The organism is Xanthomonas vesicatoria ATCC 35937 (assembly GCF_001908725.1).
Classification (GTDB): Bacteria; Pseudomonadota; Gammaproteobacteria; order Xanthomonadales; family Xanthomonadaceae; genus Xanthomonas; species Xanthomonas vesicatoria.
The window spans coordinates 5,077,425-5,103,741 of record NZ_CP018725.1 but is presented as its reverse complement, the minus strand read 5'-3'; the positions used below and the strand labels follow the sequence as shown (position 1 = coordinate 5,103,741).

General features: G+C 63.1%; 15 protein-coding genes. 2 read left to right on the top strand and 13 right to left on the bottom strand.

The window, feature by feature from the left end; all coding sequences use genetic code 11:
* Positions 1-75: 75 nt before the first annotated feature.
* Both BJD12_RS22350 and BJD12_RS22345 read left to right on the top strand, forming a co-directional pair.
* Complete coding sequence (locus BJD12_RS22350) at positions 76-309, top strand: hypothetical protein (RefSeq protein ID WP_039425629.1); 234 nt, start codon at positions 76-78, stop codon at positions 307-309.
* Positions 310-694: 385 nt separating this feature from the next.
* Positions 695-1,165: a hypothetical protein gene (locus BJD12_RS22345; protein ID WP_074052387.1), complete on the top strand. Its 471-nt coding sequence runs from the start codon at positions 695-697 to the stop codon at positions 1,163-1,165.
* Here BJD12_RS22345 and BJD12_RS22340 read toward each other — a convergent pair.
* From BJD12_RS22340 to BJD12_RS22285, 13 genes are all read right to left on the bottom strand, one after another.
* Complete coding sequence (locus BJD12_RS22340; RefSeq protein WP_039425627.1) at positions 1,110-2,657, bottom strand: MASE1 domain-containing protein; 1,548 nt, start codon at positions 2,655-2,657, stop codon at positions 1,110-1,112. The two genes, BJD12_RS22345 and BJD12_RS22340, sit on opposite strands and share 56 nt — an antisense overlap.
* A gap of 386 nt (positions 2,658-3,043) precedes the next feature.
* Complete coding sequence (locus BJD12_RS22335; RefSeq protein WP_005993319.1) at positions 3,044-4,471, bottom strand: sugar porter family MFS transporter; 1,428 nt, start codon at positions 4,469-4,471, stop codon at positions 3,044-3,046.
* Between the two features lie 85 nt (positions 4,472-4,556).
* Positions 4,557-5,894 carry a xylose isomerase gene (xylA, locus tag BJD12_RS22330; protein WP_074052385.1) on the bottom strand — a complete coding sequence of 446 codons (1,338 nt, stop codon included), beginning with the start codon at positions 5,892-5,894 and terminating at the stop codon, positions 4,557-4,559.
* Between the two features lie 36 nt (positions 5,895-5,930).
* Positions 5,931-7,424: a xylulokinase gene (gene xylB, locus BJD12_RS22325; RefSeq protein ID WP_039423104.1), complete on the bottom strand. Its 1,494-nt coding sequence runs from the start codon at positions 7,422-7,424 to the stop codon at positions 5,931-5,933.
* The gene (locus BJD12_RS22320; protein ID WP_074059627.1) at positions 7,421-9,751 is read right to left on the bottom strand and encodes a glycoside hydrolase family 95 protein; all 2,331 of its coding nucleotides are present in this window, start codon (positions 9,749-9,751) and stop codon (positions 7,421-7,423) included. Before BJD12_RS22320 ends, xylB begins: the two co-directional genes overlap by 4 nt.
* A gap of 133 nt (positions 9,752-9,884) precedes the next feature.
* Entirely contained in the window at positions 9,885-12,788 is a 2,904-nt protein-coding gene (locus tag BJD12_RS22315; protein ID WP_042827960.1) for a TIM-barrel domain-containing protein, read from the bottom strand.
* A 59-nt stretch (positions 12,789-12,847) separates the two neighbouring features.
* Positions 12,848-13,168 carry a DUF5597 domain-containing protein gene (locus BJD12_RS25265; RefSeq protein ID WP_425509254.1) on the bottom strand — a complete coding sequence of 107 codons (321 nt, stop codon included), beginning with the start codon at positions 13,166-13,168 and terminating at the stop codon, positions 12,848-12,850.
* On the bottom strand, positions 13,081-14,574 hold the full coding sequence (locus tag BJD12_RS22310) for a beta-galactosidase (protein ID WP_341865694.1): 1,494 nt from the start codon (positions 14,572-14,574) through the stop codon (positions 13,081-13,083). Before BJD12_RS22310 ends, BJD12_RS25265 begins: the two co-directional genes overlap by 88 nt.
* A gap of 17 nt (positions 14,575-14,591) precedes the next feature.
* Positions 14,592-16,508 (bottom strand): sialate O-acetylesterase, encoded by a 1,917-nt coding sequence (locus BJD12_RS22305; protein WP_005992024.1) that lies wholly within the window; start codon positions 16,506-16,508, stop codon positions 14,592-14,594.
* 106 nt (positions 16,509-16,614) lie between these two features.
* Positions 16,615-18,873, bottom strand: coding sequence for a sialidase family protein (locus BJD12_RS22300; RefSeq protein WP_042827958.1), 2,259 nt, complete (start codon positions 18,871-18,873; stop codon positions 16,615-16,617).
* A gap of 111 nt (positions 18,874-18,984) precedes the next feature.
* Positions 18,985-21,717: a TonB-dependent receptor gene (locus BJD12_RS22295; RefSeq protein WP_039423097.1), complete on the bottom strand. Its 2,733-nt coding sequence runs from the start codon at positions 21,715-21,717 to the stop codon at positions 18,985-18,987.
* A gap of 334 nt (positions 21,718-22,051) precedes the next feature.
* Positions 22,052-24,985 carry a TonB-dependent receptor gene (locus BJD12_RS22290; protein WP_042828252.1) on the bottom strand — a complete coding sequence of 978 codons (2,934 nt, stop codon included), beginning with the start codon at positions 24,983-24,985 and terminating at the stop codon, positions 22,052-22,054.
* A gap of 256 nt (positions 24,986-25,241) precedes the next feature.
* Positions 25,242-26,213: a LysR family transcriptional regulator gene (locus BJD12_RS22285; RefSeq protein WP_005994559.1), complete on the bottom strand. Its 972-nt coding sequence runs from the start codon at positions 26,211-26,213 to the stop codon at positions 25,242-25,244.
* Between the last annotated feature and the right edge of the window lie 104 nt (positions 26,214-26,317).

Below are 26,317 nucleotides of genomic sequence, written 5' to 3'. Positions count from 1 at the left end.
TGAAGCGCAAAAGCAAGTCCGTGCCCGCTCGTGTGCGTCTTCACGTTCATTTCCTTGCCTACCGGAGCCTACCCAATGTCTGCCGCCCTCCCCACCAGCTACACCGCCTGGCGCCACTGCATCGAAATCGACTGCGCCCAACCACTGACCGCCCCTTTCATTGCGCAGCGCCTGACCAGCCTGCGCGACTCCAACGACCACCACACCCAGCAGTTCGTGCGTCGTTGGGGCCAAGCGCACCACCAGCAGGTAATCGGGTGGTTTGAGCGTGCACGTACCGGTGTGGGGGCCGGAGCGTTAGTTCAATAACCCCACGATCTTCAAAACGTCGTTTCACAGGAGGCATTCTACCGAACTGAGCAATAGCTCGCATCAGAAACGCAGAGTGCGACGAGCCACTACCCTGCGATAAGACGCAACGTGCTCGGGTACCTTAGCCAGCTATCCATGCTGCCTGAATCTGTCAAATAACTGACTTTGCGTATTCCAGCGAGCACTCCTGTTAGTCAGCAACTCACAGCCCTTTAGAAAATCTGAAAAGGCTTGCCCGAATGCAGCGAACGCACATTGAGCCAGCGTCGCTTTAGTGAAGTAATTTTTGTGAAAAACACCAACACCAACGTGCCGTATCGACGTACTGTAGGCGAGCCTGGATTGCAGGCAGCATCGCCCCTAGCAGGGGAAGGCACAAATCATGGATAAGAAAACAGCAAATTGGCTCAAGATTATTGGCGTGATTGCCGGCGTTCTGTTATCGAGCAGTGCAATGGCACAGTGTTGTTCCAATGGCGGCGTCGGCGCGCAAGCTACAATGGGACTTGGGGACAGCGCTCCCAAGGTAAAAAATCTTGCCATAGACCCCTCGGTGGCGATCTATGAGCTCAACCGCGATGGAGTGACGTATCTGCAAATCAACGACACCACAGGCGCAGTCCGCGCGGTCGTCGCAAGAGTTGATGACGCGCTCTGGGTTTTACCGATGGGTAAAGATCCAGACCGCGTAGAGTTACCAGCAGTCAATCGAATTGCGTCAAACACTTATTCGAATGCCTTGCCAGCAGCTGATGTCAATCGCACCAACGCTCGTCTTGTCTACCAAACAAGAAACTTCACAGTGCATGTCCGGCAGGAAGCCACCGGGGAGCACTGGATGGTATCTCCTTAGTTGTAGCGAGACGAACCTCAGCGACTAGAAAAGTCAAAACCAGCGCATGGCGGCGGCGAAGCATTCCGCCATGCGCCTTCAATCTTGCCTTCAGCTCTGTTTCCGCCTCAGGGCAGTCGCGTCGCACTGAGTCCACAAGGGATGTATCGGCGATGATTCTCAGCAGGACTCCTTTTGAATGCAGCCCGGTCCATGCACGCGCTTGAATAAAATGCTTGTTGGCTGCTGGCAGCAATTCAATACTATTAAGTACGCATCTATAAGCTGCCAACTGAAGTCCAAGGGAGAGATTTTTGCATTCACCACGTAGGACACAGTGTAGTTGAGACCCGCACAATCGCTCAATCGCCGGCGAGCGCAACGCTTGATACAGTCCATGCGTCTCTATTTCCAACGGGTATAGCGCGGCAACGTACTGCTGGAGCACTTGTGACTCGATAACGCCAATCCTGGTCATTTCCATCGCTGCTGCATGCTGGCCTCTTGCTCTCAAATCGGCCACCACATCTTTGCGCATTCGATTGATCTGTACATTGATGTCGGAATATTCGACCACACGATTACGTAACATGCGCTCGGCGCCCAGATAGCCGGCTTGGGCGAGATATAGCGACTCTTCTCGAGCATCATTGGCAGCAGTTAGAGAAAATGGTGCGCGCAAGCGCGCAGCCAGGAGAAAAAGCACGGTAGTCATCACTGCATGAAGCAACTGCATGTTGAAAACAGCACGATCAAAAAGCCCTACCTGAAAAACCCTGGGAAGCGAGAGCTCAAGCGACAAGCTTGCCAACAACGAGCCTAGGGCAGCCCCCCTCCAACCATGTCGAAAAGTCAGCACCACCATTGGCACAAGCATTCCCAGCATTGCCACGTTTCGTAAGACGGGGTTAGCTACAAAGCCAAGCATGAAGAACAGACTTAAGATTACAACCACTGAGGATGCAATATCTCGAATGAGTTCAGACCGGACCGGCGCCTCTTTCCAGCTTATCCAGAGCATCGCAGGAAGTAAAAAGATCAAAATCCCAAGGTAACTACCCAACCAATACCGCAACATCAGATCAAACATGGGGTTGGTAGGTGGCCCACCAAGCGCCCCATTAAATCCAAGGCTACATACTGCGTTCCACAGCGCTAGCGCCGCCGCGACCGGAACAAGCCATTGATTGCTTTTAATGATTTGAGGGGCGCGATATCGCACCAAGCCAACGGCGCAAGCAACTAAAGGCGCGTGTAGAAAGGGAGTCAAGTAAGACCATAAGGGGTCGTATCCTTGTATTTCTCCCAAAGGAATACGCAGCCACAACATCGCGACTGCATCCCCTGCCAGCAAAAAAGGCCAGTCGCGATAAGGTCGAAACAGCAATGCCACGACACGCAAACCAACAGGTAAGAACCACTGATCGATCGAGCAGTACCACAGCATCACAAAAGCCAAGCCATAGCACACGCTGATCAGCGTGCCCCTGAAAGCTTCTCTAACTAATGCCATACCACCACTCCTTGGTTCATCATGCGTCCTAGTTTGGGGGCAACTGCTTGATGGAGTATAGCGGTGGCGCACAATTTGCAAAGGAGGTTTGCTTTCGCTAGCAGCCCATTGCGCTTGAAGGCGGGCGCTGCATGTTACTAGTGCACAAGCTCTTGCAGCGATGCAGACACATCAACGCGTAGCGATGAGCTATGTGTTGGATCCGCTGATTGCTGACAGCGGTGGGCACAAGCACATCATCGATTCACACGATCACCACCGCCTTGACGGAGCAGCTTATGCAAGGGTGTTTCCACGCTCGACACAAGCGAGACCATCAAGAAACAAGGCCGCGCGTTGCGCGGCCTTGTTTGTTTTTCATGCCGATATCAGCATAACAAGGGAGATCAGCCCTCCATCTGCTCCAGCTCCTTGCCCTTGGTCTCGTAGACGTACTTGAGGACGAAGAACACCGAGATGAAGGCCGCAACCGTGTAGATGCCATAAGCGCCGGCCAGGCCGATGCTGCCAAGCAGGATCGGGAAACTGACGGTGATGGCGAAGTTGGAGGTCCACTGGGCGGCACCGGCGATGGCCAGGCCCGAGCCGCGGATCTGGTTGGGGAACATCTCGCCCAGCATCACCCACATCACCGGGCCCCAGGAGGCGTTGAAGAACACCACGTAGACGTTGGCGGCCACCAGCGCCAGCATGCCCATGGCGTCAGACATGGCGAGCTTGCCGTTGGGATCCAGCGAGGCGGTGGCAAAGGCATAGGTCACCAACGCCAGCGAGACTGCCATGCCGGCCGAGCCGATCCACAGCAGCGGCTTGCGACCGATCTTGTCGACCAGCATCACCGTGACCAGGCAGGCGCCGATGCTCAGGCCGCCGGAGAGCACGTTGATCAGCAGTGCGTCCTGTTCGGAGAAGCCCACCGCCTGCCACAGCACCGCGCCGTAGTAGAACACCACGTTGATGCCGACCAGCTGCTGGAACACCGCCAGGCCGACGCCGATCCAGACGATCGGGCGCACCTTGCCGGTGGCCTTGCTGATCAGGTCGGAGAACTTGGGCTTGCGCTGGTCGGCCGACATCGAGGCGGAGATTTCGCTCAGCTTGGTCTGCGCGGCGGCGTTGCCGTACAGCCGCTTGAGCACCACCAGCGCCTGCTCGCGACGGCCCTTGACGACCAGGTAGCGCGGGCTTTCGGGAATGACCAGCAACAGCAACAGGAACAGCAGCGAAGGAATCGCCTGCATCCAGAACATCCAGCGCCAGGCGGCCTGCCCGGCCCATAGCGGCTCGGTCGAAGCGCCCGCCGCGTTGGCCAGCAGGTAGTTGCTCAGGAACGCGCAAAACAGACCGCTGATGATGGCGATCTGCTGCATCGTGGCCAGCCGGCCGCGGTAGCGCGCTGAGGCGACCTCGGCGATGTAGGCCGGCGAGATGACGCTGGCCGCGCCGACGGCAAAGCCGCCCATCACGCGCGCGAAAATGAAGAAGCTGGAGTTGTGCGAGGCACCGGCACCGATGGCCGAGAGCAGGAACAGCGCCGCAGAAATGATCAGGACCGCGCGGCGGCCCCAGCGGTCGGCCAGACGGCCGGCAAAGAAGGCGCCGATGGCGCAACCCAGCAGCATCGAGGCGACTTCGAATCCGGTCTCGGCGGCGCTGGAATTGAAGGTCTGCTTGAGCCCGTCGACGGTGCCGTTGATCACGCCGCTGTCGAAGCCGAACAGAAAGCCGCCGATCGTGGCCACACAGCTGATCAGGATGATGAAACGGGTGTTCTCGCCGGCATCGGGGGCGCCGTCAATGGAGACACTGGACATGGGTTCACCTGGAAACATGCAAGGGAGCGGTCACGGGGGTGACCGCCATCGGCCGGCGACGCAGTGCGCCGCCGGCCACGGGACATCAACGCGTTAGATACTGATTGATCAGGTTTTCGTAGGCTTCCTGGCGGCCGCTCACCTGCTTGGGCGCATTCCCGGCGGCGTAGGTGGCGAGGTCGGCCAGGGTGCTCTTGCCGGAGGCGAAGTCCGCACCGGCGCCGCTGTCGAAGCTGGCGTAACGCTCCGCGCGCCAGGTTTCCAGCGGCGAGGCCGTCAGCAGCGCATTGGCCACTTCCAGCCCGCGTGCGAACGCGTCCATGCCGCCGATGTGGGCCAGGAACAGATCCTGCGGGTCGGACGATTCACGGCGCACCTTGGCGTCGAAATTCAGGCCACCCGGTGCCAGCCCGCCCTGCCGCAGCACCACCAGCATCGCGCCGACAGTGTCGTACAGGTCGGTCGGGAACTGGTCGGTGTCCCAGCCGTTCTGCGGGTTACCCCGGTTGGCGTCGATGCTGCCCAGCAGGCCGGCATCGGATGCCACCTGCAGATCGTGCTCGAAGCTGTGGCCCGACAAGGTCGCATGGTTGGCTTCGATATTGAGCTTGAAATCCTGGTCCAGGCCGTGCTGGCGCAGGAAGCCGATCACCGTGGCGCTGTCGAAGTCGTACTGGTGCTTCATCGGCTCCATTGGCTTGGGCTCGATCAGGAAGTTGCCGGTGAAGCCGATCGCACGGCCGTAATCACGTGCCAGCGTCAGGAAGCGCGCCATGTTGTCCTGCTCGCGCTTCATCTGGGTGTTGTGCAGGCAGGCATAGCCTTCGCGGCCGCCCCAGAACACGTAGTTCTCGCCACCGAGCTCAACGGTGGCGTCGATCGCGGCCTTGACCTGCACGGCCGCACGCGCGACCACGTTGAAGTCCGGATTGGTCGATGCGCCATTCATGTAGCGCGGGTGCGAGAACAGGTTGGCGGTGCCCCACAGCAGCTTGATGCCGGTATCGGCCTGGCGCTGCTTGGCGATACCGACCATGTGCTTCAGATTCTTTTCGTACTCGCCGATGTCGTCGGCATCCGGCGACAGGTCGATGTCGTGGAAGCAGTAGTACGGCACGCCGAGCTTGGTGAAGAATTCGAATGCGGCATCGGCCTTGGCTTCGGCGCGGCCCAGTGCGGTATTGCCCGCGTCCCACGGATACGCACGCGTGCCCGGGCCGAACGGATCGGCGCCATTGCCGCAGAAGCTGTGCCAATAGGCCACGGCAAAGCGCAGGTGCTCGGCCATGGTCTTGTCGCCGATGGTCTTGTTGGCGTCGTAGACCTTGAACGCGAGCGGGTTGTCGGAGTCGCGGCCTTCGAAGCCGATCTTGCCGATGCCGGGGAAATATTCCTTCGCGCCGATGTAAACGGTGTTGCTCATGGGGTGTGATGTCCTTGGTTCTGGGGGAGTGGTGAATCAGTCAGCGTAGAGCGGGCTAACAACTTGCAGGTGCTTGAGGAAGGCTTGGTAGTGCTGCTGATACTGGGCCGCGCGCTGCGGGTCGGGCTGTGCGGCGAGCGCGTCGTCCACCTGAAGGTGCTCCAGCACCACCTCCGACAAAGCGGCATCGCCACCGTCGGCGCGGTCGCAGGCCCATAGCGCCTGTAGCGCGGCACCAAACGCGGCGCCCTCGGGCTGGGTCGGTACCACGACAGGCAGGTTGAACACGTCGGCGACCATCTGCCGCCACTGCGCGCTCTTGCTGCCGCCGCCGGTGAGCAGGATGGTATCGAACTGCAAGCCGGCAGCGACGAAGGCATCGAAGCCATTGCGCAGGCTGTAGGTCGCCCCTTCCATCGCGGCACGATAGAAATGCGCGGCAGTGGTGTTGTGTAGATCCATGCCGAACAGGCAGCCGCGAGCATCGGGCAAATTGGGTGTACGTTCGCCATTGAAGAATGGCAGCAACACCAGCCCGTCCGCACCCGGTGCGGTGTCGGCGATCATTGCCTCGGTCTGCTCGCGAGTGATGGAAAACATACGCATCACCGCTTCGGTGGCGACAGTGCAGTTCATGGTGCAGATCAGCGGCAACCAGCCGCCGCTGGACGAGCAGAACGCGGCCCAGCGCGCCTGGTCGTCCACCACCGGGTGATCGGCGTAGGCGAACAAGGTGCCGCTGGTACCCAGGCTCATCGTCAAGCGGCCCGGCACCACGTTGCCGGTGCCGATGGCCGCCATCATGTTGTCGCCGCCGCCGGTGGTCACGCGCACGCCGGCCGGCAAGTTCAATGCATCGGCAGCGGCATCGGACAACGCATACACCGCGCCGGTTTCCACCAACGGCGGCAGTGCGGTGCGCAGATCGCGCTGCGCATCCACCGCGCCGAGCATGCGCTCGGACCACTGGCGCGTGCGTACATCCAGCCAGCCGGTGCCGGAGGCATCGCCGACTTCGGCAAAGCGCTCGCCGGTGAGCCAGAAATTGATGTAGTCGTGCGGCAGCATCACCGTGGTCATTGCCGCATATGCGTCGGGACGATGCTTGCGCGTCCACGGCAGTTTGGAGGCGGTGTAGCCGGCCAGGATCGGGTTGCCTGCGGCAGCGACGCTGCCTGCCGCACCGCCCACTGCGTCCATGATTTCGTCGCATTCCAGCGCCGTGCTGGTATCGCACCACAACTTGACCGGCGCGGTGACGCTGCCGTCGGCGGCCACCGGCACAAAGCCGTGCTGCTGGCCGGACACCGAGATGCCGCGCACGCGCGCACGCTGTTCTCCATCGAGCTGCGCGAAGCAGTGCACGATGCCGTCGACCCACCACTGCGCCTGCTGCTCGCGGGTACCGTCGTCGCGGCTGATCAGTTCCATCGGTGCGGCGATGGTGGCGACCACAGCGCGCTCCTGCGCGTCATAGGCCACCAGCTTGACGCTCTGCGTGCCCACGTCCAGTCCTACGTACAAGCTCATTGCTTCACCAATCGGTTGTTGTTGAGTCCCACCTGCTGGGTGCGGCCCGCGCCCAGTTCCAGGTCCAGGGTCTGCCCTGCGTAGGACAGTTGATAGCGTCCGCCACGATCGCTGTGCAGGCGTGCCTGCTGCAAGCGACCGCCATCCCATTCCAGATCGATGCTGGCGCCGCCCCGCACGCGCAGACCACGCACGCTGCCGCGCGGCCAGGCGCTGGGCAGGGCCGGCAGCAGAAACACACTGCCGCCCCAGCTTTGCAGCAGCATTTCGGTGATGCCGGCGGTGCCGCCGAAGTTGCCGTCGATCTGGAACGGCGGGTGTGCGTCGAACAGGTTCGGGTAGGTGCGCTCGGGCGAGATCAGTAATTGCAGGATGCGATACGCATGCTCGCCGTCGGCCAACCGCGCCCACAGATTCAACCGCCAGCCGATGCCCCAGCCAGTGGTGTTGTCGCCACGGGTTTCCAGCGTGCGTTTTGCTGCGGCGGCCAGCTCGGGCGTATCGCGCAGATTGATCTGGCTCGAAGGATGCAGCGCATAGAGATGCGAGACGTGGCGGTGATGGATCTCCGGCGCGTCCATATCCCAATCCTGCTGCCACTCCTGCAACTGCCCGGCCTTGCCGATGCGGTTGGGCGGCAATTGCTCGCGCAGCGTGGCCAGCTGCTGCGCCAGCGCTGCATCGACATCAAGCAACTTGCTCATCGCGATGCACTGCGCGAACAGGTCGCGCAACAGCTGCGCATCCATGGTCGGGCCGGCACAGATGGCGGCACCGAACGGATGCTGGTTTTCTGGCGAGATCGAGGGGTTGGTCACCATCGCGCCGGTCTGCGGGTCGCGCACCAGCGTGGCAACGAAGAACTCCGCCGCGCCCTTGAACAACGGGTAGATCTTGCTCAGATAGGCGCGGTCGCGCCCGTAATCCCAGCGGTCCCACAGCTGCTGCAACAACCACACCCCGCCCATCGGCCACAGGCTCCACTTGGCGCCATCGATCGGCCCGGCCTGGCGCCATAGGTCGGTGTTGTTATGCACCACCCAGCCCGGCGCACCGTAGAGCGCACGCGCGGTGTGCGCGCCGGTGATGGCCAGGTCGAACAACATGGATTCCAGCGGTTCGACGCATTCGTGCAATGCGTTGGCCTCACTGGGCCAGTAGTTCATCTCGGTGTTGACGTTGATGGTGTACTTGCTTTCCCACGGCGGCTGCATCAGGTCGTTCCAGATGCCCTGCAGGTTGGCCGGCTGGGTGCCGGGCCGCGAGCTACAGATCAACAGGTAACGGCCATACTGGTGATACAGCGCGGCCAATGCCGGGTCGTTGCCGCCGGCAAATTGCTGTACGCGTTGGTCGGTGGGCAGTGCTGCCGCATCGCTGGTGCCCAGGTCGATCGCCACGCGCCGGAACAGGCGTTGGTGATCGGCAAGATGCGCGCGCAGCAACGCGGCGTAGTCCAGCGCTTGAGCCTTGCGCAGGCTTGCAGCAGCGAGTGCGAGCGGGTCGCCATCCACCGCGTCGAAACGTCGGTAGCTGGTAGCTGCGGTGAGCAGCAACACCACCTCATCGGCGCCCTCGATGCGCAAGCGATCGCGCAACGCGGTCACCGCGCCGCCTTTGACCCGTGGCACTACGCGCAGCGCGAACCGAAGCTTGCCCTCGATACCGGCAAAGCTGCCGTTGCGGCCGGTAAACAGCAAACCGCCCTGCTCCACCGTGACCTCGCCGCTTTGCGGGCTGTCGATGCCCACGCGCAGGGAGATCGCGCGTGGCCGGTCGCACGACAGACGCACCACGATGCATTGCGACTGCGCACAGACGAACACGTCGCGCTGATGCAGCGCACCGCCGGAGCGGAAGCTGGTAGTGGCCACCGCGGTGTCCAGATCCAGCTGGCGCCGGTACTCGCTGATGCCGTCGGCACGATCGAAATCCAGCAACAGATCGCCCAGCGGTTGATACGGCATCTGCTTGAGCGGACGCGAGAGCAGCTTGGCGTCGGCCAGTTGTTCGGCCTCGGCGTAGCGGCCGCCAAAGATCAACGCACGCACCTGCGGCAACGCGGCCAATCCCTCCGGGCTGGTCGAATCGTAGGGACCGCCAGCGTAGAGCGTGTCTTCGTTGAGTTGCAGGCGCTCGTGGGCAATGCCGCCCCACACCATCGCGCCGAGTCGGCCATTACCGACCGGCAAGGCCTCCACCCATTCGTTGGCCGGTTCGCGATACCACAACTGCAACGCATCAGTAGGCGCCACAGCCGGCAACGCGGCGCTTTTCGAAGCGCGCGCGGCCTGTCCGGCCACCGGTGCCGCGCCCAGGACCGCCATCGTGGCCCCGGTTGCCTTGCACAGTTCACGACGGGTCAGCACGGCCACCGCCGTACTGCATCACCGGAACCGCCCGCGACTGCCTTGCGGCGTTCCGGCATCTGCTCGCTCATCGACTGAAGACAGCCTGCGATCATCGACGACGCGCTTTGCCGGACGCAATCTTGCGCTGCAACACGCTGACCGCCTTGCCGTCGTACTGGATGCTGGTGTCGGTCTTGGGTTCGAGCGCACCGGCATCATCGCGGGGCCCGTCGACAAAGCGCACGTTGATGGTGCGTTTGGCCTGCATACCGGTCCAGCTGCCTTCGCGTTTGCCGATGCTCAGCTCGCCCTTGGCCTGGTTCCAGACCAGCGGAATGCGGCTGAACTCGCCCTTCTCGTAGCCATAGCCCTTGCCATCGTCTTCGTACAGCGAGAACTCACCGTCGGCACCGGTGTAGACCACCACGGTCAGCGGCGCATCCGGCTTCTGGTCCACGTATTCCTGCACCGGGCCGGTCGGCACGATGGAGCCGGCACGCACGAACAGCGGCATGCGTTCGATCGGCGCGGCCGCTTCGATGCTCTGGCCACCCTCGTAGCGCTTGCCGGTGGCGAAATCCAGCCAGCTGGTGCCGGCCGGCAGGTACACCTGACGCGAGGTGGCACCGAAGCGGGTCACCGGTGCAACCAGGAACGCCGGTCCGAACAGGTACTGATCGTTGATGTCGCGGGCCTTCGCGTCATCCGGGAAGTCCATCATCATGCCGCGCATGATCACGCCATCGCGCTGATAGGTATCGCCGGCCAGGCTGTAGATGTAGGGCAGCAAGGCGTAACGCAGGCGATTGTAGTAGGCCATGCTCTCGTAGAACGGCGTGCCTTCCGGGGCGATGTTCCAGATTTCGCGATACGGGAACTGCCCGTGCGAGCGGAAGATCGGTACGAATGCACCGAACTGGAACCAGCGGGTATTGAGCTCGCGCCATTCCGGCAGATGCGCCGGGTCCTGGTTTTCGTAGCGCTTCTCCACCGCGAAGCCGCCGATGTCGAAGGTCCAGTTGGGCAGGCCCGACAGCGCCATGTTGACGCCTGCGGAAATCTGGTCGTGCATGTCGTCCCAACGCGACACGATGTCGCCGCTCCACACCGCCACCGCATTGCGCTGGGTGCCGGCATAGCCCTTGCGCGAAAGGATGAACACGCGCTTGTCGTCGGCCGCGCGATCGCCTTCGTACACGCCATGGGTGTGCGGCAGCGGGTAGGAATTGAAGTACTCGGTGGACGAGCCCAGCGCGTTGGGCGTGGTGCGTGCCTTGCGCTCGCCGATGTCCAGGTTGGAGTGCACATCCGGCTCGTCGGCGTCCATCCACCATGCGTCAAAGCCCTTGCTGTTGAGCTTTTCGTTGACCTGGCGCCAGTAGATGGCCTGCGCCTTCTCCGAGTACGGGTCGTAGAACGAATTCTTGTAGCCCTTGCCGATCCAGTCCAGCTCGCCCACTTCCACGTTCCGCTTGTACATGAAACCGGCGGCATCCAGTTCCTTGTAGTTGGCGGTGGTGGGATAGAACTTGGGCCAGATCGAAATCATGATCTGGGCGTGCATGTCGTGCACGGCCTTGACCATGCCGTCCGGATCCGGGAAGTGCTTGGGATCGAAATCATGCGAACCCCAGGCGTTTTCGGGCCAGTACGACCAGTCGAGCACGATATTGTCCAGCGACAGCTTGCGCTTGCGGTATTCAGCCACCGCGCCTACCAGCTCATCCTGGCTCTTGTAGCGCTCGCGGCTCTGCCAGAAGCCATAGGCCCACTTGGGCAGCATCACCGACTTGCCGGTGAGTTCGCGGTAGCCGGCCACGGCCTGATCGTACGAATCGGCGGACACGAAGTAGTAATCGATCATCTGGCCGGCTTCGGACCACAGCGACAGATCTTTCGCTTCGGCCGCAGGCAGCGGGTCGCGGTGCAGCAGCGCGATGTAGCTGGGGTCGATGAGATCCCACTCGATCTTGACGGTGTGGCGCGTGCCCGGTTCCAGCTCCAGCTTGAACTCGTGATTCCACGGGTTCCAGTTCTGGCGCCAGCGATCGATTACCAGTTTGCCGTCCACGTACAACTTGGCGTACTCGCTCGAATACAGCGAGAAGGTGTGCTCGCCACCGGTGAGCGCTTCGATCTCGCCCTCCCAGGTGACCTGCATGCGGCTTTCCTTGTCCTTGGTGATGGCCTTCTTCGGATATTTGGTCAGGTTGCTGAGGTACTGGTAGTTCACCTCGCTCTCGCGACGTTCGACGATCTGCTTGCCGTTGATCGCATAACGTGCGGTCAGCGCACCGGACTTGCCCTTGGCGTCGTACAACTTGAGCGTCTTGGGCAGCGGCTGCAGGCCGCGCGGGTCGCCCAGGCGACTGATCGAGTTGTTGTCCCACAGCAGGCCGTAGTTGCGGCTGGACACCAGGTACGGCACTGCCATGTCGATGTTGTTCTGTTGCAATTCGACATTGCGGCCCTTCTGGTTCATCCAGCCCTGCTGATGTTGGCCGAAGCCGTACAAGGCCTCGTCGTCAGGCGACTGGAAACGCTGACGCACGCTCAGGTATTGCTTGCCCTCCACTTTCAGTGGCGCAAAGCTGCGCCCGCCGGCCACTTCGGCCAGCACCGGCTTGCCATTGGCATCGGCGAAGCTGACATGGCCGTCGACGGTGGACACGGTGGCGGTGACCTTGCCGGTCTTCAGCTGCACGCTGTCGCCCTGCTCGGCCACCTGGAAGGCGCTATCGCCCTGCACCGGCACGCGCATCAGGCTGGGGCTGCGTGCGAAATCGCCATCCGGATCGGCGCTGACGCGGATGATGCCGGCATCGACCACCTGCAGGCGCACCGGTGCGGCGTCCTTGGCGCTCGGCACCACGGTGACGCCATCGGCGGCCTTGCGCACTTCCTGCGCATGCGCGGCATTGGCCAGCAGCGCCAGCGACAACGCCAGGCAATGGGCAAGCGGTGTACGTCGGTTGGCAGGCGCGGCGCCGGCGGAACGGATGGTGGTTTGCATGGTCACTCCCTTTGAATTGCGAAACGTTGCCGCGGGGGCGGCAGCGCATGGGTTGCTGATTATTTGTAGGTGGCGAGCTTGATCTTGAGCAGCTGCGGCACGCTGGAAAAATTGACGCCGTAATCGGTCTGGTCGCCGTTCCAGTTGCGCTGGAACTGCCACTGCGTGCCCTCGTATACGCCTTCCTCGACGCGGTCGTAGAACATGTTGGCGGTGGCGTCGCTGGCCGGGTGCAGGGTCACGCGCGCGTGGTAGCCGGTGACCAGGAACTCGTCCGGGCCCAGCTCGGCGATCAACGCTGCGCCGATCGGCTCCGGGTTGCCGGCGGCTCGCCCTTGAACCAGAACTGCGGCACGCCATAGGTGATGGTGGCGCTCCAGCGGTCGTTGAGCTTGAGCTCCTGCACGGCCTGGCCGGGTTCTTCGGCGGTGCCGTGCAACTTGCCTTGGGACGCGGCCTTGGCGAACGGGCGCATGCCCATGCTCACGGCCTGGAAACCCAGCGCGAACGGTGCCAGCGTTTCTTCGTTGACGTGCTTGGCACCCAACGGATAGTTGGAGTAACGGGTGAAGTCGATGCCGAATGCCGACCAGCCGATGCCATTGTGGCCCAGCGTGGGATACAGGTAGCGCGCGTATTCCTGGCGGTTGCCGGTCTCGGCGACGAACAAGGCATTGTCCGGGCGGGCGTAACGCTCCAGCACCGTGGTGTACATGCGGTATTCGGGCATGTAGATGTCCGGCGCCAGCAGGTCGATATGCGGGCCTGCGGCCTTCCAGACATCGAGCACGTTGTCGGTGGGGCCACCGCTGGCGTACTGGCCGGGCTGGCCCGGATTGAACGGCCCGCGCAGCGCGGCATTGACGTACATCGGCAGCGGATATTCGGCCTTGCCGGCTTCGGTCACCTGGTCGATGTAACGGCCGATCGACCACGCATGGAAGATTTCATCGGCATCGGCGCCGAACACCTGCGCCCAGCTGCCCGGCTGCTTGTTCAAGCGCTTGAGTAGTGCGTCCGGTACCGGGCCGTCGAACAATTTTTGCGCCATCGGAGAAAAGTCGCGCACGCTGCCATAGGTGCCCGCCTCGTTCTCCGGCTGGATCATGATCACGGTGTGCTGCGGGTCGACCTGCTTCAGGTGCTGCATGAAGGCGACGAACGCCTTGCGGTCGGCATCCAGCGTGGCTTGCGCATGCGGCGACAGTGAGCCGATTGACTTGCCTTCGCGGGTGATCACGCGCGGGAAGCGCTGGTTGTCGGCCTTGACCCAGGACGGCGCGTACGCCGGGCCGTTGTTCTTCCAGGTGGCAAACCACAGCAGCACCAGCCGCACCTTGTGTTCGCGCGCCTGGGTGAGCAGCGTATCGACGAAGGAGAAATCGAACTTGCCTTCTTCCGGTTCCACCTGTTCCCAGGCGATCGGCACCTGCACGGTATTGGGACCCATCATCTTGATGGCCGGCCACACCTTGTCCATCACGCCGGGATAGTTGCTGGAGTTGTTGACCTGCGCGCCCAGGATCAGGAACGGCGCGCCGTCGACCAGTAACGCATGCTTGCCGTCCTTGCTGACGAACTGCGGCATTGGTGTCTGCGCCGCCGGAGTCTGTGCGGTCGCCGGCGTTGCCGATGCGGTGTGTGCGGAGGCGGCAGGTGTCTCTGCCTGGCCCTGCTCGCCGGATTGGCATGCAGCCAACGCGAGCGTCAGCGCGGACAGCAGCAGCGGTCGCAGGCCACGCCGCGCGTTGGAATAAGAGATGGCGCGTGCAACGGGGGAATGCATGGACATAAGACTCCGTGTCACCAGGTATCGGTGCGGAAGGGGGAAACAGGAAGGGCGTCGCGATTGATCAGGTTGGCGTCGTCCGGGTTCTCGCTCCAGCCGTAGCGCACCGCAACCGGTACAGGCACTGCATCGCTGCGCACGATTACGCGGTCGCCCTCGATCTGAGCGGTCGCCGGGTGGAAGCGTCGATCGGCACCGGCAATACGCAAGCCCTGCACCGCGCCACCGCCACGCACCTGCAGCGCACTGCCCTGCAGGTCGAAGGTCAGCACCGCCTTGCCGTTTTCGAACCCTGCCCGCTTGAACACCGGCGCGCTGTAGACCAGTGTCTCGCCATAGGCCACGTGCCGCGCCGCCAGCGCCAGACGATGGCCGACATCGCGCTTGTTGGTGGGATGGATGTCCTCGGGGTTGCCGATGTCGATGATCACCGCCTGCCCGGTCGCCGGCAGCGCCAGCGTCTTGGACTGCGACTCGCGCAACAGCGCCCACGGGCTCAGCTCGGCCTTGTCGCCGCCGGCCTTGAAGTTGGCCAACTGCACCCACAGGAACGGTAGGGCCTTCTGGCCACGTTCGGCGCGCCACTGCTGGATCATCGCGGCGAACTGTTCGCGATATTTCACCGCCCCGCTCTCGCTGGCATTGGTTTCGCCCTGGTACCAGATCACGCCCTTGACCGGGAACGGCTGCAGAGGGTGGATCATCTGGTTGTACAGCAGCGTCGGCAGCTGGTTCTTGTTGTCGGTCAACGACACGCGCACTTGCGCGGGACGGAACTTCCAGCCGCTCAACGCGCGCTTGGTGCCGTCCTTGGTCTGCACGAAGCGCTGCTCGTCCGGGCCGTGCATGCCGCCACCGCCGCTGAGGTCTTCCACGCGCACCGCAATGTGATTGAGGCCGGCCTTGAGCGCCGCTGCCGGCACGTTGTAGACGCGCGGCAGATTCCATTGCTTCTCGGTGCTGCCGACCTGCTGGCCGTTGACGTAGGTGGTGTCCGAATCATCGATCTGGCCCACGCCCAGCGTGATGCCCGCCTTGGCCTCGGCCGCGCTCAACGTCGCCGTGGCGCGGTACCAGGCGATACCGTCCATGCCGTCATACCCGTTGGACTCCCACTGCTGGGTGGTCGGGATGCTGTCCCAATCGCTATCGTCAAACGTGGAGTCGCGCCATTGCGGCGTGTCGCCATCGACCTTGGGCCAGCGCGCGATGCGTTTGCCGGTGGCTGCCTGTGCGGCAGCGTCGCGCTGCTTGATTGCCTCGATCGCGCCCTGGTTCTGTTCGGCATTCAAACCCAGCGATGCGGCATCCATCCACGCCTCGATCGCACTGCCGCCCCAGGTGCTGTTGACGATGCCGATCGGCACGCCGGTGCTGGCGCGCAGCTCCTTGGCGAAAAAATATCCCACCGCAGTGAACTCGCCGGCCGTGTCCGGGGTGGCCGCTTTCCACTCACCGCCGGTCAGGCGCGCTTCCGGCTGCACCGACCACGATTTGGGCACCTTGAAGTGACGCAGCTGCGGGTCGTTGGCGGCGGCGACCGCCTGCGGGCCATCGCTGGCCTGCGCCAGCGGCCATTCCATATTCGACTGCCCGCTGGCCAGCCACACATCGCCGACCAGCACGTCGCGCACCTGCAGCTGCCCACCATCGCCCTGCACGCTCAACACATACGGGCCGCCGGCTTTGTGCGCAGGCAAGCTCACCTTCCATGCGCCCTGCGCATCGGCCTTGGCGGTGGCGCGCTTGCCATCGAAGCTGACCGTGATCGCGGCATTGGGCGATGCCCATCCCCACACGGGCATGGGCTGGTCACGCTGCAGCACTGCGCCATCGGCAAACAACAGCGGCAGGGTCGGCTGAGCCAGCGCGAGTGGGCTGGCCAGCACCAGACCCAGCAGGCAGGCGCGGCGAACGAGAATTGCGGTCATGCGGTGATCTCCGGGAGCGGCGCGGCCGGTCGGCGCGCAACGAGGCGATGGGGGATGCAACGCGTCAAGGTACGGCAGCGCGATGCCGTGCGCGGGGACGCAGCGCTCATCGTGGGTCGCCATAAAAGATGCCACGGCCACCGGTGGCGAAATACACGCGTCCAGGCAGTCGCGGGTCGCCTGTCACGCTGTAAGGCTTGCCGAACCGGTGCGCATCGTCGTTGATGCGCAGCCACTGCGCGCCGTCGTCATCGGAGCGGAACACGCCATCCACGCCGGCCACTCGGCCGGCCAGATACAGCGCTGGCGGCGCACCATCGCGCAGCGGCTTGCCGATGCCCAGCGAGCGCGCTTCATCCGGCTTGGACAAGGTCTGCAAGCGTCCGTGTTGCCAGCGCATCACCCCAAGCGAAGGGCTGGCCAGATACACCACCCCGGCACGCCAGGGGTCGGGCCGCAGCTGCGGACGCGCGCGCTCATCGCGCGCGGGGTTGCCGACCAAGTGTCCGGTATCGCGGAAGCTGGCCGCGCCGTCGGTACTTTCGTAAAAGCGTCCGCTGACGGTGTCGGCGGCATACCAGCGCTGCGCATCGACGCGGTCGGCCACCACCACCGCCGTGTCGGGTAGCCCTTGCACGCGCTGCCAGCGCTTGCCGACATCGACCGTGCGCCAGTTGCCGCCGCCAGTGGGCGCCCAGATCACCTGCGATGCGTCGGCCGCGATGGCAATGGTGCCCGCGCCCTGCCCGGCCGGCGGTTCGTTGGCAAAAGCGCTCCAGTGCGCGCCGCCATCATGCGACACCAGCGCGCGGATCTCGTTGTTGCGGCGATTGCGTACGGTGCCGCTGCGTACCACCGTCAATGGCGCCTGGCCGGCGGCGTCGATGCTCTCGCCATTGGTCAGACGCGGGCCGACATACTGCAGTTGCGCGGTGTCCAGATCGTCGTGACGAAACCCGTCGATATCGCCCAACGCGCTGAGCAGATGCGCCCCGGCCATCGGGCTGAGCAAGTCCAACGGCACGGTCTCTTCCAGCCCGCGGTCCTGAAACCACCACCGCAGCGGCTGCCGCTTGCCGGCGAAATCGCGCAGATTGCGCGAGGCCCAGATGCCGTAGCCGGTGACGAACAGCGCGTGGTTGCTGTCGAACGGATCGATCGCCAGCGCGCCCATCCAGTGCGGTGTCGCCTGTGCGGTCCACGGCGCGGCGCTGTGATCGAACACCGCATCGGCCAACAGCGGCGCCCAATGCTTGCCGCCATCGACGCTGCGAAACAGCTCATCGCGCGGCGTCCGCCGGCGGAAGGTGCTGGCCAGCAGCACCTGCGGATCCTGCGGGTCCACCGCCACCGCGCCCCAGCCGAAACCATCGCCATCAGCCGGCTGCACAATCGGGCTGATCTCGCTCCAGCGCCCCTGCGCCGGGCTGTACTTCCATAGCGCCCCCCCGGCCATCAGGTCCGGGCCGGGCTGATCGCCGTAGCTCAGGTACCACTGGCCGTCGCTGCCACCGGCCATGTGGCTCGGACGCAACCCCCTAGGTTGCCCGGCCACTGCCACCCAGCTGCGGCCGGCATCGTCAGAGACATACAGACTGGTTTGCGCGGTGGAAACGCCCACATAGATGCGTGGCGTCGGACTGCCAGCGCGGCCGCTGGCGGCGTCGAACACGACGAAGGCGATCCCCACCGCCTGTTCGCGTCCGACATGGTTGCGCGCGGTGGCGCCGGCCAATGCATCGGCAGGAAATCCTTCCACCCGCGCCCAGTGCGCGCCACGATCGTCGCTGCGCCACAGGCCGGCATCACGTGAACCCAGCAACAGCACACGGCCATCGTGCGGGTCCACCGCCAGCCGCTCGCCGTTGGCACGGCCCAACTGATTGCCGCCCAGTTTGAACGGCAGATCGGCGCGCTCGAAACGTTTACCGCGATCGAACGAACGCAGTACCGCCGCATTGCCGGCGCGCTCGTGCATGTAGGTCCCCGCTGCCAGGTAGATGGCCTCAGGGTTGGCGGGATCGATGGCGAACGCATCGATGCCCATCAGGTTCCAGTCGTCTGCGCCCAACCAGTCGGTCAGGGCCACCCACTGCTGCGCACGCGCATCCCAGCGATAGGCGCCACCGACATCGGTGCGCGCATAGGCAAGATCGCGTTCGGCGGGATGGAACAGCACGCCGGTGACAAAGCCACCACCGCCAATGGCTACGCTGCGCCACTGGTAAGGCCCCTGCGTGACGGGCTCGGCCGCGTGCACGTGAGACGTCATCAAGAGCAACACCAGCGTCAGGCAAACGACAGTCGGCCATGCGTGTGCTGCGAAAAGGCGGCGCTTAGTAGGCGGATCGATCATGGCGATCATTCCTCCGGCTCCCTTCGCGATCGACGGCAGCGCCATCGATAGGAAAAACACCGGTCCAACGAGCTGCCTGCACAGCTCGCCGGACCGGCGACGCACTTCCTACGGCGCGTTCTACAGGCTGGCCCGCAAGGTCAGGCCATACCGACGATCGTTGATCACGAAGTCGCGGTAACGCGACTCGGTCCCCAGGTAGCTTTCGCGACGGGTATCGAGCAGATTCACGCCATCCAGCGAAATCGACCAGACATCATTGATGTTGAAACGCAGCGAGGCATCCAGCTGGCCGAAGCCCTTGTTGTAGACCGGCAGGTTGCCGGTGCCGTTGCCTGCGGTGGTTACCAGCCAGTCGCTGCGCCAGTTGTAGGCCACACGGCCCTGGAAGCGCGAGGTTTCGTAGCTGAGGATCGCGTTGTAGCTGTTCTTGGACAGGCCTTCCAGCGGCACCGTCAACGACTGGCCGTTGGTGTCGGTGGCAGTGGGGCTGGGTGCCTCGCTGTCGACATAGGTGTAGTTGGTCTGCAGGCCGAAGCCGCTCAGCCAACCCGGCAGGAAGTCGAAGAACTGCGTATAGCCCAGTTCCGCGCCGCGGATCTTGCCGGCATCGCCGTTGACCGGACGGGTGATCTCTGCGGGACGCCCACCATAGGTCTCATCAAACACGGCGCTGGCGATGAAGCCCTCCACTTTTTTGTAGAAAGCTGTGCCGTACACCATAGAGCCTTGCCCAAAATACCATTCCAACGCAGTGTCGAACTGATCGGCTTTCATTGGCTCAAGATCCGGGTTACCCGCGCTGCCAATAAACGTCGAGCCGCCTGCACCGGTGTTAGTTCCCAAACTCAAATTAGGATTGAGTCGATCAAACGTCGGGCGGGAAATGCCACGCGAGGCAGCGAAGCGCCACTGCAGCTGATCACTGAGCATCCAACGCAAATTCAAGCTAGGCAGCACGTCAGTGTAGGTGCGTTGAACATCGACTGGGATCAAACCGCCGCCCTCCGAATCCGTTCCGGTTCTCACCCCTTGTGAACCTACCTCAGTACGCACAACGCGCACACCGATGTTGCCGTCAAACGGGATGTCGCCATCCACGCCGAAACGCAGTACACCATACGCCGCGTAGGTCTTTTCGTTCTGCGTGTTGATGTTGTTGGGTGCAAATACAAGCGGGCTGGCGCCAAACGTGGCCAGAGTCTGCTCATAGTTAGACACTGCCGAATTGGCTGCTGTCAGCGTGCGTCCAAAAGTGTTGCTTTGTCCGCGGAAAAAATCGGTAATTGGATTGTTCGTGAGACCGATGCTGGGGAAAGCCGCGAATGGCGAGTCGGTCGCAGCACCGCAGGCGGTGTTCAAACACATGAAGCGCCACACGTTGCCTTTTGTTTCGGCATCGCGATCGGTATAACGCACACCCGCCTTGAAGCTACGCACGAAGTCGCTATCGAACGCCAAGTCCATGTCCGAACGCCAGGCGAACTCCGTACCTTCATTGTCGTCCTTGTTGTCCAGGTGGTAGCGCCAGCCGTCGTAGTTGTTGACGTCGGCTAGATATCCCTCTGAGCCGCTGGCATCGGTGACGGACAGGCGCGGCAGCGTGCCACGGAAGTCGACGTTGAACTGCGGGCTGGTGTCTTGCCCGGTTGCTAAGATGTACCGGGTACCCTTGGTGGTGGCATCAACGTACTGGAAGTCGGTGCTCAGGGTCAGCTTTTCGTTGACCGTCCACTTGGCACCCAGCGAGTAATCGGTGGTCACCGAGTGACGCTCGGTCAGGCTGGTGTTGGATTCGGTCGGCACGTTCTGGAACGAGCCATTGACGAATTCGTTGCGACCGTTGACCTGGATGCCGGGCAATCCTTGAATCGGATTTTGTTGGGTCAGCGCAAAGAACGAATAATCTTGCCAGCTGAAGTCGTATTCCGACCGCAGCACCTGCGTATAGACCTCGACCGCATCGTTCGGACGCCACTGCATCGCAAACGCGCCAGTCTTGCGCTCGCGCTCACCGACGGTGGTGTTGATGCCGGCACCATGGGGCACCGACACGCCCTGGCCTTCGTAGCCCGGCAGGTCGGTCTGGGTGTACCACGGCTCGATCGAGATGGTGTCCTGACGGAACGGGCTCTTCTGCTGCGAGTAGTTCACCAGCAGGCCGATCTCGCCGATGCCGGTCTGCCAGCGGTCGCTGAACAGGCCCGAGAACGCCGGCTTGCCGTCGTCGGCCAGGTCGTAATAGTTGTACTGCACGCTCCCGGCGATCTTGCGGCCGTCGTAGTCGAACGGCAGACGCGTGCGCAGGTCGACGGTGCCGCCCAGGCCACCTTCGATCATGTCGGCAGAAGGATTTTTGTAGACGTTGACGCCGCCGAGCAATTCGGCCGACACGTCTTCGAAGCTCAGGCCGCGGCCGTCGTTGGCGGTGAAGATATCGCGGCCATTGAGCTCGGTGCGCACCTGGGTCAGGCCACGGATGGCGATCGAGCTGCCTTCGCCGTAGTTACGCGAAATCTGGATGCCGGAGATGCGCTGCAGCGCTTCGGCGACGTTGTTGTCGGGCAGCTTGCCGATGTCTTCGGCGACGATGGAATCGACGATCTGCTCGGCATTCTGCTTGACCAGCTGCGCCTTGGTGACGCTGCTGCGGGTACCGGTGACCTGCACCGTGTCCAGCTGCTGGGTGGTCGCATCCGACGCCGGTGCAGCGGTGGTGGTCGCATCCTGCGCATAGGCCTGCGCGCTCAGCAGCGTGGCCACACTGATGGCCATCACGGAGCGGCGGAAATCACGGATCGAACGCTGGCCCACAGACCGGCCTGCCGGAATGTGGCGATGTTGCACTGACATGGTGCTCCCTCCCAGGACGCATGTACTTCTTGTTTTAGCGGGCCGGTGCGCGAACGCCCTGCCCGTCGTTGTTGCTGGCCCGCATCTGGCCTCGCGGCACTACCGGAGGCGCAGATGCGTGGTCGCCCTGGCGGGCAGACCTGCGGCTGCGGCGGGAGCATAGGGCGCGGCCGTCATGCCACACCAATGAAATATTCCTGGAAAGGTATTCGTTAAAACTATAGTAAGTACGGCAAACCAGGCAGGTCCGGCATTCCAGGCCGGATCTACCGATTTCCGGGAAACGGGCTCGACCTTGCAGATCAGCGCACAGTCGAGACGTGACCTGTTGCACTTACCAGTTCATCCGCAGCACCAGCGAATACCGCCGGTCGTTGACGAACGACGAACGTGTATACAGCCGCGGGTCCACTTCGCCATCCGCATACGAGGTCGGACCCATCAGCACCTTGGTCACGGTGTTGGTCAGGTTGTTGGCCTGCACACCGAGCTGCAGATGCTCGTTGAAGCGGTAGAAGAACGAGCCGTCGAGCTGGCCATAGTCATCGGCCCAGGTCGGCAGCCGCGTGGCCGCGTCGCTGGTGGTCAGCAGGTACCGCGAGCGCCAGTTGTAGGCCAGCCGCAGCGACAGCGGGCCCTTCTCGTAGATACCGGCCAGGTTGTAGCTGCGCCGCGATAAGCCTTCCAGCGGCAGCTCGACGCCGGTCACCGTGGTGCGGGTGTACGGGTCGATAGCGGTATTGGCGCCGCCCTTGCTGTCGACGAAGGTGAAGTTGGCATTGATGCCGAAGCCGCTCATCCAGCCGGGCAGCGCGTCGAAGAACTGCGTATAGCCCACTTCGGCGCCGCGGATGGTGCCTTCGTCGGTGTTGTACGGCCGGGTCACCAGCCACTCGCGATTATCGTAGGTCTCGCTGCGGGTCTGGGTGGAGAAGTAATCCTTGACCTTCTTGTAGAACAGCGTGGTGTACAGCATGTCGCTGGTGTCGAAGTACCACTCCAACGCGGTATCGAACTGGTTGGCGGTCATCGGCTTGAGGGTCGGGTTACCGGCGGTACCGACGAAGTTGGTCGCGTTGCCGGCGTCGTCGGTCTCCACGTTGAGCAGCACGTACGGCTGCAATTGGGTGTAATCCGGGCGCGCCATGGCCTTGGACGCGGCGATACGCCACTGCAAGGTGTCGGTGAAGCGGAAGCGCATGTTCAAGCTCGGCAACACATTGGTGTAGCTGCCCTGCGAGTTGTTGTCGAAATACTGGCCGGTGTAACGGGCCTGCAGCTCCGGCGACACGTTCAAGCCGGACAGGTCCTGAAACTGACCAAAGCCTTCGGCCTGGGTCTTGGTCTGCACGATGCGCACGCCGATATTGCCGTCCACCGGCACACCCCAAGCCTCGTCGTTGCCGAAATACAGCGCCGCATACGCGGCCTGGGTGCGCTCGAACTGCCGGTTGGTGTCCTGGGGCTGATAGGTATCCGGCGCCCACCCGTAGCCGCGCAACGCCACGATCTGCTGTTGTAGCAGACCCGACGCGCGGCGGTAGTTCTTGACCAGCCCACCGTTGGGCACCACAAGCGTGGTGGGCACGTTCACGCCGCCACGGAAGAAATTGGAGAAGGTGAACCGCGACGACTCGTCGGGCAGGTATTGCGACATGTCCGCAAGGCCCGAAGCGCTGCCGGGGATCGCCGCCCAGTTGTCCGACAACACGCCCCAGTTGTATCCGGAGTTCTTGTTGGTCTGGTTGCGGTCGGTGGCGCGCATGCCAAAGCGCGCAAAGCGTAGCCAGCTGCTGTCCTGGAAGGTGTATTCCAGGTCCACGCGGGTGGAGAGCTGACGTCCGCGATTGTTGCCCAGGTGATCCATCGCCGCGGCCCAGAAATAATTGGACGGGTCCTGGGTGAAACCCTGGTTGGCGATCTGCACGGTCGGATACTTGCCCGACACGTCATAGGTCAGGCCAGGTAGGTAGGTTGCGCTGAACACGGTGAAGTCGAGCTGGTCGTTCTCCGACTGCACCAGCTGCACATCACCTTTGATCTGCAGGTTGTCGTTGAAATAGTGGCTGAAGCCCACCGACAGGTCCGAGGTGGTGGTGCGCTGCTCGGAATAGCGGTTGTCGGTATTGAAACGCACACCATCGCCGGTCAACAGACCGCGCCAGGAGTTGGACACCGGCGAGCCGCGCTGGAAGACGCCGTCCTGGTCGTACTCGAACGTGGTGCCGGGTGCCGGACTGATGCTGTTGTTGCTGTCATTGAAGAACGCCGCGCGCTCCTGCCAGTTCATGTCGTAGCGCGATCGCAGGTATTGCGCGTAGATCTCGGTCTGGTCGCTGGGCTTCCATTGAAACGCTGCAGCGATACCGTCTCGCTTGCGTTCGAAATCCAGCTGGCGCCAGTTGACGCCGCCGGGCACGTACACCTCGCTGCGCCCGCTGCCGGCCAGCACCGCCTCGTCGGTGCGGCGCACATACGGCTCCACCTGGATGCCGTCCGAGCGCGTGGCCAGTTCCGAATGGGCGATATCGATCATGAAGCCCATTTCGCCGACGCCGGTGTCCCAGCGATCGCTGAACAGGAACGACGCCGACGGCTTGTACTTCTTGCTCATGTCGCCGTAGTTGACGTCGACATTGCCGCCGACGATGCGTCCCGGGTTGTCGAACGGCATGCGCGTACGCAGGTTGACCGTACCGCCCAGGCCGCCCTCGATGATTTCCGCCGACGGATTCTTGTACACGTCCACGCCAGCCATCAATTCGGCCGGCACGTCCTCGAAGCTCAAGCCACGGCCGCTGGCGGCGCTGAAGATGTCGCGGCCATTGAGTTCGCCGCGCACCTGGGTGAGGCCGCGAATCATCACGCCACTGCCTTCGGCGGAAAAGTGGTCAGGGTCGCTGCGTGCGGCGAAGTGGTCGATGGTCACGCCGCTGACGCGCTGCAGCGTTTCGGTAACGCTGCGGTCGGGCAGCGCGCCGATGTCTTCGGCGCTGACCGAATCGACGATCTGGGTGGAGTCGCGCTTGATCACCTGCGATTTGATCAGGCTGGCGCGTACACCGCGCACTTCCACCGTATCCAGATCCACGGCGCTGGCGCCGGCCTTGTTCGAAAGAGCGCTTGGCGAGGATTGCGCCTGTTGCGCGTACACCGGTGCGGCAAGCAACACGCCGATGCTGACAGCCATGGCGGAATGACGCAGATGTTGCAGACGACGGGCACGCACGCCCGTACCTGCCGAGGCATGGCTTGAAAACTTGGACATCTGAATCCCTCCCAGGACGCAAGACGACTGAAGACTGGTTGTCGCGGCGCAAGACGCCCCGCGTGATCAGGCGAGACAGGCGCTGTTGCCTATCCCCCGTTGCCCTACATGGCGGCTTGGCCGCCGATCACCTGCCCGACTTCACGTGCGCTTCAGCGTGCGATCTGGCGCACAGATATAGGCGCACGGTCTAGCGCCAGCCAATGAAAAATTCACGGACTGGTATTACTGCAGGGAATACACATGGAAGAGCCCGCTAGGTAAGGGATTCCGGACCGCGCAGACCCGGGTACAAGCGGCGCGCGGTGGTTCGCAGCGCTTGCAGGATGCGCTCGGCACCTGGCGGCAGGATGTAATCGCGCCGGCGGATGATGCCAAACGACTCCATCCGCACGCCCAGTTCGATCGGCAGCACGGTCAGCAACTTGGCCTGGATCAGCGGCGCCACCGACTCCACCGGCAATGCGGTGAGCATGTCGGTGCCGCGCAACAGGGTCGAAGTCACCGGCAACGACGAGGTTTCGATGGCATTGGTCGGCGTCTGCACGCCGTGCTCCATGAACATCGAGTCCAGCCGCGCACGCAGCACACTGTCGGCCGGCGGCAGGATCCAGCCATGCCGCACCAGGTCGGTGTGCTGCAGGCCAACCCGGCTGGCCAGTGGGTGGCCGGCGCGTGCGATCACCGAATGCGGCTCATCGGCCAGCGGCTCGAACTCCAGTTCGCCCACGCCTTCCGGGCCCAGGATGCGGCCGATCACGATATCCAGCTGGCCATCCAGCAACTTGGCCACCAGGGGGCGGCTGTAGTCCATCTCCACCCGCACCAGGATGTCCGGGAACTCGCGTTTGACCTCGGCAATCGCCTGCGGCACCAGATTGGTGCCTGGATTGACCACCGTCCCGATCGAGGCCTGGCCCATGCGACCGGCCCGCAACGCAGCGATTTCTTCCTGCGCCCGGCCAATCTCCGACATCGCAGCGCGCGCGCGCCGGATCAGCACATGGCCATACCAGGTGGGCTCGACACCGCGGGCATGCCGCTCGAACAGTTTCACCCCCAACATGTCTTCCATCTCGGCCAGCAGCTTGGAGGCGGCCGGTTGGGTCATGCTGGCGGCCTCGGCCGCACGCAGTACCGAGCGTTGTTCGTGCAGATGCAGCAACAGCAGGAGTTGGCGCGTCTTGAGGCGGGCTGCGTTGAACCAGGGAGTGCTGGAATTTGCCATGGGTTGCGGTTGCGGCCGTGTATTCGTCGGAGGAATAGAATATGCCGAAAATTTCATTTGCAGCACATATCTCCGCGGGTGAGGCTAGCGCACGCCGCAGCAGG

Coding starts and splice junctions, on each gene's coding strand:
- BJD12_RS22350 (WP_039425629.1), top strand. CDS start 76: ATGTCTGCCGCCCTCCCCACCAGCTACACCGCCTGGCGCCACTGCATC.
- BJD12_RS22345 (WP_074052387.1), top strand. CDS start 695: ATGGATAAGAAAACAGCAAATTGGCTCAAGATTATTGGCGTGATTGCC.
- BJD12_RS22340 (WP_039425627.1), bottom strand. CDS start 2,657: ATGGCATTAGTTAGAGAAGCTTTCAGGGGCACGCTGATCAGCGTGTGC.
- BJD12_RS22335 (WP_005993319.1), bottom strand. CDS start 4,471: ATGTCCAGTGTCTCCATTGACGGCGCCCCCGATGCCGGCGAGAACACC.
- xylA (WP_074052385.1), bottom strand. CDS start 5,894: ATGAGCAACACCGTTTACATCGGCGCGAAGGAATATTTCCCCGGCATC.
- xylB (WP_039423104.1), bottom strand. CDS start 7,424: ATGAGCTTGTACGTAGGACTGGACGTGGGCACGCAGAGCGTCAAGCTG.
- BJD12_RS22320 (WP_074059627.1), bottom strand. CDS start 9,751: ATGGCGGTCCTGGGCGCGGCACCGGTGGCCGGACAGGCCGCGCGCGCT.
- BJD12_RS22315 (WP_042827960.1), bottom strand. CDS start 12,788: ATGCAAACCACCATCCGTTCCGCCGGCGCCGCGCCTGCCAACCGACGT.
- BJD12_RS22310 (WP_341865694.1), bottom strand. CDS start 14,574: ATGCATTCCCCCGTTGCACGCGCCATCTCTTATTCCAACGCGCGGCGT.
- BJD12_RS22305 (WP_005992024.1), bottom strand. CDS start 16,508: ATGACCGCAATTCTCGTTCGCCGCGCCTGCCTGCTGGGTCTGGTGCTG.
- BJD12_RS22300 (WP_042827958.1), bottom strand. CDS start 18,873: ATGATCGCCATGATCGATCCGCCTACTAAGCGCCGCCTTTTCGCAGCA.
- BJD12_RS22295 (WP_039423097.1), bottom strand. CDS start 21,717: ATGTCAGTGCAACATCGCCACATTCCGGCAGGCCGGTCTGTGGGCCAG.
- BJD12_RS22290 (WP_042828252.1), bottom strand. CDS start 24,985: ATGTCCAAGTTTTCAAGCCATGCCTCGGCAGGTACGGGCGTGCGTGCC.
- BJD12_RS22285 (WP_005994559.1), bottom strand. CDS start 26,213: ATGGCAAATTCCAGCACTCCCTGGTTCAACGCAGCCCGCCTCAAGACG.